This window comes from Rhodococcus gannanensis, assembly GCF_042681175.1.
GTDB classification, from domain to species: domain Bacteria; phylum Actinomycetota; class Actinomycetes; order Mycobacteriales; family Mycobacteriaceae; genus Rhodococcus_G; species Rhodococcus_G gannanensis.
The window spans coordinates 18,030-29,632 of the sequence record NZ_JBHUFB010000008.1 but is presented as its reverse complement, the minus strand read 5'-3'; the positions used below and the strand labels follow the sequence as shown (position 1 = coordinate 29,632).

The 11,603-nt window shown below is 69.3% G+C and carries 13 protein-coding genes; 7 read left to right on the top strand and 6 right to left on the bottom strand.

Annotated features, from left to right (window positions below; genetic code table 11):
• Positions 1-1,404: plasmid pRiA4b ORF-3 family protein (locus ACFSJG_RS05955; protein WP_378484295.1), on the bottom strand; the 1,404-nt coding region annotated here is incomplete at its 3' end.
• An 86-nt stretch (positions 1,405-1,490) separates the two neighbouring features.
• Between ACFSJG_RS05955 and ACFSJG_RS05950 the strand changes: the two genes are divergently transcribed.
• Complete coding sequence (locus ACFSJG_RS05950) at positions 1,491-2,276, top strand: enoyl-CoA hydratase/isomerase family protein (protein WP_378484294.1); 786 nt, start codon at positions 1,491-1,493, stop codon at positions 2,274-2,276.
• A 14-nt stretch (positions 2,277-2,290) separates the two neighbouring features.
• On the opposite strand, the gene ACFSJG_RS05945 is transcribed toward ACFSJG_RS05950, so the two are convergent.
• A complete protein-coding gene (locus ACFSJG_RS05945) occupies positions 2,291-3,742 on the bottom strand; it encodes a hypothetical protein (RefSeq protein WP_378484293.1) in 1,452 nt (483 codons plus the stop codon).
• A gap of 63 nt (positions 3,743-3,805) precedes the next feature.
• Positions 3,806-4,429 carry a GntR family transcriptional regulator gene (locus ACFSJG_RS05940; protein WP_378484292.1) on the bottom strand — a complete coding sequence of 208 codons (624 nt, stop codon included), beginning with the start codon at positions 4,427-4,429 and terminating at the stop codon, positions 3,806-3,808.
• Between the two features lie 308 nt (positions 4,430-4,737).
• On the opposite strand from ACFSJG_RS05940, the gene ACFSJG_RS05935 reads away from it, so the two are divergent.
• From ACFSJG_RS05935 to ACFSJG_RS05915, 5 genes are read left to right on the top strand one after another with little or no spacing between them, the layout of a single operon-like run.
• Complete coding sequence (locus ACFSJG_RS05935; protein WP_378484291.1) at positions 4,738-5,469, top strand: ABC transporter permease; 732 nt, start codon at positions 4,738-4,740, stop codon at positions 5,467-5,469.
• The gene (locus tag ACFSJG_RS05930) at positions 5,469-6,197 is read left to right on the top strand and encodes an ABC transporter ATP-binding protein (RefSeq protein ID WP_378484290.1); all 729 of its coding nucleotides are present in this window, start codon (positions 5,469-5,471) and stop codon (positions 6,195-6,197) included. Before ACFSJG_RS05935 ends, ACFSJG_RS05930 begins: the two co-directional genes overlap by 1 nt.
• Before the next feature lie 21 nt (positions 6,198-6,218).
• On the top strand, positions 6,219-7,295 hold the full coding sequence (locus ACFSJG_RS05925) for an NrtA/SsuA/CpmA family ABC transporter substrate-binding protein (protein ID WP_378484289.1): 1,077 nt from the start codon (positions 6,219-6,221) through the stop codon (positions 7,293-7,295).
• A gap of 39 nt (positions 7,296-7,334) precedes the next feature.
• Entirely contained in the window at positions 7,335-8,684 is a 1,350-nt protein-coding gene (locus ACFSJG_RS05920) for an LLM class flavin-dependent oxidoreductase (RefSeq protein WP_378484444.1), read from the top strand.
• A gap of 50 nt (positions 8,685-8,734) precedes the next feature.
• Entirely contained in the window at positions 8,735-9,100 is a 366-nt protein-coding gene (locus ACFSJG_RS05915) for an OsmC family protein (protein WP_378484288.1), read from the top strand.
• Between the two features lies 1 nt (position 9,101).
• On the opposite strand, the gene ACFSJG_RS05910 is transcribed toward ACFSJG_RS05915, so the two are convergent.
• From ACFSJG_RS05910 to ACFSJG_RS05900, 3 genes are all read right to left on the bottom strand, one after another.
• Positions 9,102-9,563 (bottom strand): MaoC/PaaZ C-terminal domain-containing protein, encoded by a 462-nt coding sequence (locus tag ACFSJG_RS05910; RefSeq protein ID WP_378484287.1) that lies wholly within the window; start codon positions 9,561-9,563, stop codon positions 9,102-9,104.
• Between the two features lie 19 nt (positions 9,564-9,582).
• Positions 9,583-10,731, bottom strand: coding sequence for an acyl-CoA dehydrogenase family protein (locus ACFSJG_RS05905; RefSeq protein ID WP_378484286.1), 1,149 nt, complete (start codon positions 10,729-10,731; stop codon positions 9,583-9,585).
• 107 nt (positions 10,732-10,838) lie between these two features.
• Positions 10,839-11,204 (bottom strand): VOC family protein, encoded by a 366-nt coding sequence (locus tag ACFSJG_RS05900; protein ID WP_378484285.1) that lies wholly within the window; start codon positions 11,202-11,204, stop codon positions 10,839-10,841.
• 94 nt (positions 11,205-11,298) lie between these two features.
• Here ACFSJG_RS05900 and ACFSJG_RS05895 point away from each other — a divergent pair, with 94 nt between their 5' ends.
• Positions 11,299-11,595 (top strand): DUF2470 domain-containing protein, encoded by a 297-nt coding sequence (locus ACFSJG_RS05895; RefSeq protein WP_378484284.1) that lies wholly within the window; start codon positions 11,299-11,301, stop codon positions 11,593-11,595.
• Positions 11,596-11,603 lie beyond the last annotated feature (8 nt).

Here is an 11,603-nt window from a genome sequence, read left to right as displayed (position 1 = left end):
GGTGGACAGCACGATCTGCGCGAAGCCCCGCGCCCAGTCCGGGGGCACCCCGTCGAACGGGCCGAGTGCGCCGATGGTGCTGAGGAAGTCCTCGGTCGCCGCGGCCACCCACGATGCGTCGAAGGCGTTCAATGCGCTGCCGTCCGGATTGCGCCAGCCGAGTGCGGCGAGACCCTCGACCATGGCCCTGCGGCGTTCGCTCCACGACGCGCCCGCCGCGACGGTGAGCAGCACGAGGTGGCCCGCCTCGAGTTCGATCCGCTCCCGTCCGAGCGGCAGCCCTGTGCGCACCTCGTCCCACAACTCCTGGTCTCGGGCGAGCGCCGTGGACCCGCGCTTCGTCAGGACCAGCTGCCCGCGGTACTTGCGGGTCAGTCCGAGGGCGCGAGCAGAGTCACGCAGCCGCTCGAAGTGCGGGTTGTCGGTCTCGCGGTCACTGTTCCCGACGCGCCGATCACCCCAGTCGAGCTCGTCGCGCGCGGCCTTGACATGGACGGGAGGCACGTAACCCGATTGCGTCAGGGCGATGCCGTCGTCACCGATCCGGCGCAGCAGCCACCGCAGGTGCGTCAGGGCACCGTCCATGACGTCGTCGATCGACTGGTCGAACCGCACCTGGAGGTGAGCGCGGGTCATCAGGGCGTGCACGTGCGGTGCAGCCTGGTACGGGATCCGCGCGAGCACCTGTTCGATCCGCGATCCGGTCACCGGCGGGTACAGGTCCATCGCGTCACGCGCCGCGAGCAGGGCGTTGACGTCGTCGACCGAGAACGCCTCGGGATCGAACCCTCCGGACCAGACGCTCAGCGACACGTGGTCCGAGTGCTCGCGATCGGCGAGCACCGCGAGCAGGCGCGCGTATCCGGGCACTCCGCCGCAGTCCTCCGGCGGACAGGCGCGTTCACCCGCGAGGCACAGGGCATCCTCCGGTGACTCGTCGCTGTCGATCCCTTCGAGCAGGATCGTGTGCTCCCAGCCGTCGCCGAAGTCGTACTCGTACACCATCACGTCGCCCGGGATGGTGAGGACGTCGTCGAGGCGCGTCATGTCCTCGCAGCGGGCACCGTCGGCGAAGCCGTCCTCGATGCACGAGCGTGTCGCGAACCGGTCCACGACGCCCGGATTCTCCGGTGCGGGACGCCGCCACTGGTGCAGGTGCGAGTCGTTCCACCCCATCACCGTCTGCAGTACGTCGTGGAGTTCGTCGAGCCGCGACGTCGACCGGACGGTCACGCTGCGCCACACCGGCGGCATGACGCCGTCCAGGGTGACGCGGATCCGGTAGGCGACGGCGCCGCCGTTCGGGAAGGGCGACGCGCTGTCGATGCCCTCGACGAAGGCGCGCAGCTCGTCCGGGTCGGTGGGCACGACCCGCAGGCGTCTTCCTGGTTCGAAGGCTCCCATTCCGTCACCCTAGGACAGATCGCCGATGCCGACAGCGCACGCAGGATCCACCCCAACGAACTGCAACACGTTCTACCATGCGGGGCATGAGCATCCTCATCGACGACCGCGCGCGCGTGCGAACACTGACCCTCGACCGACCCGACGCGCTCAACGCGTTCGACGAGGCCCTCTACGACGCGACGACCGAGGCCCTCCGGGACGCCGCGGAGGACCCGTCGGTGGCGGTCGTGCTGCTCACCGGCAACGGACGCGCGTTCAGCGCGGGCACCGACCTCCGGGAGATGCACGCCCGCACCAGCGACCCGAACTTCCAGCCGGGCAAGCACGGATTCCTCGGCCTGATCGACGCCCTCACCGAGTTCCCGAAGCCGCTGATCGTCGCGGTCAACGGGCTCGGACTGGGAATCGGCACCACCATCATCGGGTTCGCCGACCTCGCGTTCATGTCCACGACCGCGAAGCTGAAGTGCCCGTTCACCGGGCTCGGCGTCGCACCGGAGGCGGCGTCGAGTTTCCTGCTGCCGACGCTCATCGGGCGGCAGAACGCCGCCTGGGTCCTGATGAGTTCCGAGTGGATCCGGGCCGAGCAGGCCAAGGAGATGGGCCTCGTCTTCCAGGTGTGCGAGCCGGACGATCTTCTCGCCACCGCCCGCACTCACGCGGACACCCTCGCCGCCAAGCCGATCTCGAGCCTGATGGCGGTCAAGAGGACGATGACGGCGCCGCTGCGCGCGGAGATCGCCGCCGCCCGGCAGCGGGAGAACGCAGCCTTCGCCGAACTGATGGGCGGCCCCGCGAACATCGAGGCACTTGTCGCGTTCGCCGAGGGACGCGAACCCGACTTCACGTCACTGCCCGCGGGATCGTGACCGGGACGCCCGTGTCAGGGACCCGACACGACGCCCGCCGACACCGCGATCGCGCGCCGCTGCGACTCGGCGAGGCCGCTGCCCGGAAGCAGATCGGCGATCCGGTCACGGTGCGCGGGCGTAGCCGCCCCGTGCACCGGTAGCGCCGCCGTCACCGACAACGCCGCCGCCCTCAGTGCGGGGTCACCGTCACCACAGGCCCGCAGATCCGCGACGACGGCGTCCCATCCGCCGCGCGCGCGTTCGAGCACCCACGCCCGGCGCCGGGTCTCCGGGTCGGGGTCGTCCCACAGATCGTCGAGATCGGCCGGCCGCCAGAGCACGGGTTGAGCTGCGAGCACGTTGGTGGCCAACCTGGCCTCGCCGCGGGTGCCCGCGACGATTCGCGCGACGAGACCGGGGACGTCGCCCGCGACGGCCGACCCCACCATCAGACGCAGCGCGACGGCACGCAGCGGCGGTTCGTTCGCCTCGATCAGCGAGCGAATCTCGTCCGGATGCGGCGGACGCCCGGCTTCCCGCAACCCGAGCCACGCCCGGCCGCGCGCACGCGCGGGCAGCGTCGCGGAGTCGGCGAGATCCCGGTAGGTGGCCACCGGATCCTCCCCGAACTCGGCCCACCTGCGGCGCGCCCACAACCGGACGAGGACCGAACTGTCGACCAGCAGTCGCCGGACGTCGTCGCGGACGAGCACCGTGGCGTCGAAGCGCGCCAGCGCACCGGCCCGGTCGGAGGCGGACACTCCCCGGGTCAGCAACGGCGCCGTCACCGTCGGCTCGCCCTCCTGCAGCAGCAGGCGACCGAATGCACGTTGCACTACGACGTCCTTCTCGGTGAGATAGGCGGCGGCCGCATCGTCCGGGCCGAGCACGCCGTTCTCGATGCTCCGGGCGACCGCGAAGCGCCGTACGAGCCGATCCTCGTTGGCGCGCAACAGAGCCCACATCTCACCGTCTTCGTACCTGTGTCCGGCCACCGTGTGGTACCGGCCGAGGACCGGGTTGCGCCAGTCACGGGCGAATCGGTTGAGGACGAGCAGCACCGGCGTGATCGCGTCCAGGTCGTCGGGCTCCGTGCGATCGAGTGTCGCCGCGCAGGCCGCCACCCGGATCGGGAGGACGTGGTCGGAGGTCCTCAGGGCGAGCGCCCTGGACGCGTCCGTTCCGGGTTGCTGCGCGAGAACGGCGACGGCGCGCTCACGCACGTGACCGTCCGGGACCATGCTCATCACGAGCGCGGCGCGGGGGTGGGCGGCGAGGCGGCCCGCGGTCCACCGGCGGGCGATGTCGTCGCGCTGCTGAGGCAGCATCACGCGGCGGCGAACCCGCTGATCCATTCGGACCAGGTCCACTGCCGCCAATCCCGCCATCCAGGTGCCCACGGCGTGCAGAGCTCCGGCGTCACCGGCCGCGCCTGCCACCAGAATGCGCGACGCGCGCGCGTCCAACTCCCCCACCGAGTACATCCGACATCCCTCCCCTGACGGACCATCCTGCCGGACGAAGGCCCCTCGCATGCTCGACGGGCGTCAGCGAGCCGCCATCGCCGCAATTCGGATGTCACGGGTGCGTTCCTGGTGCGCGACCATGAGGGCGCGGGCTCGCTCACCGTCCCCGTCGACGACGGCCTCGTGGATGCCGCGATGCTCGTGTTCGATGGCCGTGAGGTTCGCGGGCGCTTTGGACTCGTCCGCGTCGTAGACGGCAAGCTGGGCGTCGAGGCGCTCCATCAGTTCGGTGATCGTCGGATTGTGCGCGGCGACGCGGAGTGCGGAATGCCAGTCGTTGTGCAGTCGCAGGGCGGTCTCCGCGTCGGGCGCCGTGACGGCCCGGTCGAAGAGGCCGATGAGCCTGGCGAGGTCGAAGTCGGAACGGCGGGTGGCCGCCGCGAACGCGACCGCGGATTCGAGTGCGATGCGGGCCTCGCAGATCGCGATCACCTCGTCCTCGGTGCGCACCCGGACGAGGTAGCCGCGTGTCACCTTGGTAACCAGCCCCTCGAACTCGAGCCGCTGCAGCGCTTCGCGCACGGGGGTGCGCGACACCCCGAGTTCCACGCCGACGGTGGCGGGAACCAGAAGTGATCCGGGCAGGTGGACACCTCCGGTGATGCGTGCGCGTAGCTGCGCGTAAGGCGATATGTCGTCTGGCACCAAGGCCCCCTCGTCATGGTCGCGGTAATCGACAGACATACGCCTACCAGTGCCTCCGGGTCGGGCGGAAGAGTTTGAATCCATGTGTATACAAATGTCGCCATCTGCGTTCATCTGCATTTTCATGGCACTCGCACCGCAGCACGCGAGGAGGACCATGAACACCGCACCACTCACGCCAACGGCGACACGACATGCCTGACACCACGCTGGCCACACCCCGAGTGCAGCAGGCAACCACCGAACCACCCGTCCGCCGACGAACACCCCGGATACGTCCGACCGCACTCCTGCCGTGGGTCGTACCGGTGCTGGTTCTGGTCGGCTGGCAGTGGGCGTCGTCGACCGGGGTCATCTCGGCGGCGATCCTGCCGCCGCCCAGCAAGGTCGCGGACACCGCGGGCGCCCTCTGGTCGACGGGAGAACTGCAGTCCCACCTGCTGGTGAGCCTGCGACGCATCGTGCTCGGCTTCACGATCGGAGCCGCGATCGGCCTCGCCCTCGGTTTCGCGGTCGGGCTGTCCCGCATCGCGGAGGGCCTCGTCGACCGGACACTGCAGATGGTCCGCGCGCTCCCCCACCTCGCGCTGGTACCACTGCTCATCGCGGCATTCGGCATCGGCGAGATGCCGAAGATCCTGCTCGTCACCCTCGGCGTGATCTTCCCCGTCTACCTGAACACCGTCGCCGGCATCCGGACCGTCGACCCGAAACTCGTTCAGCTCGGGCAGTCCTACGGGCTCGGGCGGGGCGAGCGGATCCGGCAGATCATCGTCCCGGGCGCAATGCCGATGATCCTGACGGGCCTGCGGTACGCCCTCGGCGTCGCCTGGCTGACCCTGGTGATCGCCGAGACCATCGCCACCAGTGAGGGAATCGGGTTCCTTGCGCAGAACGGCAGAGACCTGCTCCGCAACGACCGCATCGTCCTCGCGATCCTGTTGTACGCCGTCGCCGGGCTCCTTGCCGACCAGCTGATCCGGTTCGTCGAGGCCCGTGTTCTGCGATGGAACCCCAACTACCAGAAAGACATCCGCTGATGGGCACCGAGACTCTCGTCGGCCTCGACCTGCTCGGAGTCGGCCACCGCTACCGCGACAAGAAGGTACTCGACCGGCTCGACCTGTCCATCGCCCCGGGCGAGTTCGTCACGTTCCTCGGCCCCAGCGGCGTCGGCAAGTCGACCCTGCTGCGCATCCTCGCCGGGCTCGAGGAGCCCACGTCGGGCCGGGTCGAGCCCACCGTCGACCGTGCGGTCGTCTCTCGGATGATGTTCCAGGAGGACCGTCTCCTGCCGTGGCGCAACGTCCTCGACAACGCCACGCTCGGCACCCGTGGACGCCGCGACGAAGCCGCCGAGTTGCTCCGCGAGGTCGGTCTTGCGGGACGCGAGAAGGACTGGCCCTCGGAGTTGTCCGGAGGGCAGCGTCAACGCGTCGCGCTGGCCCGGGCACTGCTCCACCAGCCCGACGTCCTGCTCCTCGACGAGCCGTTCGGCGCCCTCGACGCGATCACCCGCGTCACCATGCAGCAGCTCCTCGAACGGGTGCTGCACGAGCACCCGCGCACCGTCCTGCTCGTCACCCACGACGTCGAGGAAGCCCTCGTCCTGTCCGACCGCGTGCTGCTGCTCACCGAACGCGGCATCACCCGTGAGCTGCGCATCGACCAGGCTCGCCCCCGTCACCGCGGCGATGCCCGACTCGCCGGCTGGAAGGAGGAGTTCCTGGACGGACTCCTCGAAGCCGACCGCGCACTGCACTCCTAGATTCACCCCAGAAAGGTCTCCATGTCTCCCCTCACCACCCCGACCCTCAGCCGTCGTGGCTTCTTCAAGGCCACCGGCGCGGGCCTGCTCGGGCTGACCGCCCTGTCCCTCGTGGGCTGCGGTACCGACACGGCAGCCGCCGACGGCGGACCGCTCACCAGCGTTCGGTACGCCCTGATCGGCGACGGCAACGCCGAACCCGGCACCCTGCTGCGCAACAACCTCGGCGGATTCGACCTCTCCGGCGACCTCGGTGTCCCCGTGGAGTGGCCCACCGGGTTCCCGGCCTCACTTCCCGTGATGGAGGCCATCAAGGCCGGCAGCGTCGACTTCACGTTCGCCACCGCCACTGCCGTCATCTACGCGATCGGCGGCGGCGTCCCGATCGTGCCGCTGGTGGCGTACCCCCTGCCGAGTGACGAGGTGGAGGTGCTCGTCCCGAAGGGATCCGACATCCGGTCCGCGGCAGATCTCAAGGGCCGCAAGGTTGCCGACCATCGAGGAACCACCGGTACCTACAGCCTGGTGAAGTACCTCGAGTCCGCCGGGCTGACCATCGACGACATCGAGTACGTCAACCTCACCGCCGCGGACGCCGAAGCGGCGTTCGCACAGGGCAAGGTGGACGCCTGGATCACCTGGCAGCCGACCGCCGAACTCGCACGCCGCAAGCACGACGCCGCGACGCTGCCCGATGTGAAGACCTACGACTACGCGTTCTTCGTCGCCAGCGAGTCGTTCGCGAACAACCATCCCGAGGCCGCGGCGACGCTGGTGCGGAACGTGCGCGACGCCCAGCGCTGGATCGAGGCGAACCCGGAGGGCGCGGTCGCGGAATTCACCAGGCTCGGCGGGTTCGGCGGCAACGAGCTCGAGGCGCAGGTGTACCTGGATCTGGTGAAATCCGGACGCCTCTCGTACTCCGGAGCGGGCCAGTTCACCTCCGTCGGAGCGGACGCGATCGCGGGCACCCAGGACCTCGCCGACAACTTCCACCGCCTCGGCATCTACCCCGAACAGGTGGATGTGACGTCGTGGCTGCAGGATTCGCGCTTCGACTCGATCAAGTCCGCCGTCGACCAGGAACTCGCGAAGTAGGTCTCCCCAATGTCTTCTCAGACCCCACTGTCTTCTCAGATGCATCTCGCCGCGTTCGTCACCGCCGGACCGGGACGCCCCGGTGGCTGGCGGTATCCCGATTCCGTCCCCGGCTGGCTGGGCGCGGAGTACTACCAGAACATCGCCCGCACCCTCGAGGACGGCCGGTTCGACCTCGCGTTCTTCGCCGACATCCTCTCCGTCCCCGACCGCTTCGGATCGAGCACCGACAGCCAGCTCCGCAACGGCGCACTCGGATCGCTGCGCCTCGACCCGCTGCACGTACTCACCTCGATGGGCGCAGTCACGAAGCACCTCGGCCTCGCCGCGACGGTGTCCACGACGTACGCGCAGCCGTTCACCGTCGCCCGCTCCTTCGCCACACTCGACCACCTCACCGCCGGGCGTGCCGCATGGAACGTCGTGACCTCGTTCCAGGAGTCCGAAGCCCGGAACTTCAACCGCGACGAGCAGTTTCCGCGGGAGAAGCGCTACGAGCGGGCCGATGAGTTCCTGGAGGTCGCGGGCAAGCTGTGGGACAGCTGGGAGGACGACGCGCTGGTCCTCGACGCGCAGGCACCGCTGTTCGCCGAGCCGTCGAAGGTGCACGCCATCGACCACAAGGGTGAGTGGTTCACGGTGCAGGGGCCGCTCAATGTTCCGCGCCCCCCGCAGGGCTATCCAGTGGTGATCCAGGCCGGCGCCTCCGCGAAGGGCAAGGACTTCGCCGCCCGCTGGTCCGATGTGATCTTCTGCAGCCACGCCTCGCTCGAGTCCGCGCAGGACTTCTACCGCGAGATCAAGGAACGCGCCGCGGCCCACGGCCGCGACCCCCGGCAGGTGAAGATCCTGCCGTCGATCGCTCCCGTCGTCGGACCGACCACGGAGGTCGCTCGGCAGACCGCCGACCTGCTGTTCGACCTCGTGCCACCGCTGGGCGGACTGTCGACCCTCGCGTACCACCTGGACGTGGACCTGTCGACGTTCCCACTGGACGAGCGACTGCCGGACGTCGAGGTCCCCGGTGTGGAGGGGCACTACCGGGAGGTCCGGGAGATCACCGAACGTGAGGGCCTGACGCTGCGCGAGCTCGGCAAGCAGTACGGCGGCCGGGTCGAGGGCGGATTCGTCGGCACCGGGGCCGATGTAGCGGACGGTCTGGAGCAGTGGTTCACCGAGGGCGCCTGCGACGGTTTCATGGTGCAGGCCCCGTACCAGCCCGGCGGGTTCGAGGACTTCACCCGCCAGGTGGTTCCCGAACTGCAGAAGCGCGGACTGTTCCGCACCGAGTACGAGGGCGCCACCCTGCGCGAGAACCTCGGTCTGCACCGCTCCGAGGCGGGCGAGTGGTCGAACCGGGCCCCCAAGCAGCCGAGCGCAGCGAAATGACCACGGCAACAACGGCAGTCGCGTCGGTGTCCGGGCACACGATCACTGGTGTGCCCGGAAGGTTCGTCCTGGGTGCGCGCACCAATCATCTGGTCAGCGACTCACGGCTCGGTCCGGGCGAGTCGATCCAGGCCGGCGAACTGCTGCTGTCGGCGGTGGTGTCGTGCGCGATGGCGAACTTCGAGGCGAACGCCGCCGAGCTCGGGATTCCGGTCACGAGCATCACCGTGGACGCCGAGCACGCCCGCGGGACCGAGGACCCGACCCGGTACGAGTTCACCCGCATCAGGGTCACGGTCCGCGGTGTCGCGCAGTCCTCGGCCGATGCGCTCGGTGAGCGGTTCGTCGCGACGTGCCCGATCTACAACACGATCCGACGCGGCAGCGGAGCCGAGTTGACGGTCACCGCTGCGTGATTCATGCCGGCCGGCGCCGAACGAATACCTCCGCGACCTGTGACACGAACGGGGTGCCGTCGGCGCCGGCCAGCGTCTGGGCGAACGTGACCAGGCCGCGGCCGCGGTCGTCGAGCACGACGTCGTCGACGCGCATGGACCCGACGAGCAGGTCGCCGGGGCGAACGGGCCGCAGGAACCGCACGTCCCGCACGTTGCGGCCGGCGATGACCGCCATGGTGCCGTAGGCGTTCAGCACCGAGAGTCGCTGCAGGACGGCGATGGAGTGGATGCCGCTCGCGATCAGTCCGCCGAACCAGCCGTTCGCGGCGACTTCGCGGTCGACGTGAAATCCCTGGGGGTCCCACTGCTGCGCGAAGGCGACGAGTTCGTCCTCGTCGATCGTGTACTCACCCAGTTCGATGACCTCGCCGATTGTGAGGTCGTCGGCGTAGCGGATCGTGGTCAGGGTCTCGTCGCTCACTGTCGCCTCCTCGAATCCGTCAGAGCGCCTTGGCGATGATGCTCTTCATCACCTCGTTGGCACCGGCATAGATGCGCTGCACCCGGGCGTCCTGGTACATGCGGGCGATGAGGTACTCCCGCATGTAGCCGTAGCCGCCGTGCAGCTGCACACACCGGTCGACGACCTCGCACTGCTTGTCGGTGAGCCAGTACTTGACCATCGCGGCCTCGGCACCGTCGAGTTCGCCGCGCAGGTGCGACTGGATGCAGTGGTCGAGGAAGACCTCGCAGGTGCGGGCGATGGTCTGGCACTCGGCGAGCTCGAAGGCTGTGTTCTGGAGTTCGAACAGGCTCTGCCCGAACGCTTCCCGGCCCTTCGTGTACGCGACGGTGTCGTCGATCGCGCGTCGCATCGCGCCGGATGCCTGCGCGCCGATGATCAACCGCTCCTGCACCAACTGGGCCATCAGTTGACCGAAGCCCTGGCCCTCGACGTCGCCGAGAAGGTTCGACACCGGAATCCGGACGTCGGTGAAGGACAGTTCGGAGGTGTCGGCGGCGAGCTGGCCGACCTTGTCGAGCACCCGTCCGACCGCGAACCCGGGCTGGTCCCGCAGGTCGACGATGACCATGGAGACGCCCTTGGCGCCGGCCTTCGGGTCGGTCTTGACCGCCATGACGATGACGTCGGCGGAGGAGCCGTTGGTGATGAACGTCTTCGATCCGTTGATGACGTACTCGTCGCCGTCTCGGACCGCGGTGGTCTTGATCGCCTTGAGGTCGGATCCGGCGCCGGGCTCGGTCATGCCGATCGCGCCGATGATCTCACCGGTGGCCATGCCGGGCAGCCACGTCTTCTTCTGCTCCTCGGTGCCGTACTCGAGGATGTAGTGCGGCACGATGCCGCTGTGCACGGCGACGCCGAAGGCCAGGTCGCCCGCGTAACCCTGCGCCTCGAACACGGCGAGGTCGTGCGCGAACGTGCCGCCACCGCCGCCGTACTCCTCGGGGATCGAGCAGCACAGCAGGCCCAGCTTGCCGGCCTCGAGCCACACCTCGCGGTCGATGCGGTGCTGCGCGTCCCACTTCTCGATGTGGGCGACGATCTCGCGGTCGAAGAATCCGGCGGCAAGCTCGGAGAGCGCACGCACCTCGTCGTCGTGCCAGGTGGGGACGTACTTCTTCACCGTGTGACCGCCTTGTCGAGTTCCGTGCGGTCGCGTTGCGTCCGCGCTGTCATGACCGATGCTAACGGAACTGTTCTAACGTTCGTTCAAGGGTCGATGCAGACCGCTCAGAGGCATGCGCAGAGGCAGAAGTGGTGACCGGCGGGGTCGCGATACACGCGGAACGTCGGATGCGCCTCGCCTCCCTCGACGAGCCGGGCGCCGTGGTCGAGGACCCACTGTTCGGCGGCGTCGAGGTCGTCGACGGTGAGGTCGAGGTGCACCTTCACGCCCTGCGCCGGCCAGTCGATCGGCGTGAAGTCGGGGGCGAGCTGGAACGCGAGCCGCAACTCACCGGGCCCCTGCAGGACGTACCAGTCGTCGTCGGTGCGGACGATCCGCCAGTCGAGGATGTCGCGGTAGAACCCGGCGAGTGCGGCCGGGTCGGGGCAGTCCAAGACGGTGTAGTCGACGTCGATCCGGGGGCGCGTCATGCCACGAGCCTAGGTGCGGCGCGGCGTCCGTGCGCGATGTGCACCCGGGTCGGCGTGCACGTCGCGCACAGATCGGGAGCCTAGGATGGCGCGCATGAGCAGCTTCGACGACGCTGTCGTCGCCGCGGTCACCGGGCACATGAACGGTGACCACGCCGACGACAACCTCACCATCGTCCGCGCCTACGCCGATCCCGGCGCGACGTCGGCGACGATGACCGGCCTCGACACCGAGGCCGGGGAGTGGCTGGCCGTCGTCGACGGCGCCGAGCGGACGGTGCGGGTGCCGTGGCTCGGCGCCGTCACCGACCGCGCGTCGATCCGCGTCGAGGTCGTCGCGCTGTACCAGGCGGCATGCGAGCGCCTGGGAGTCGAGCCCGCCGGCCACTGAGCCCGGCC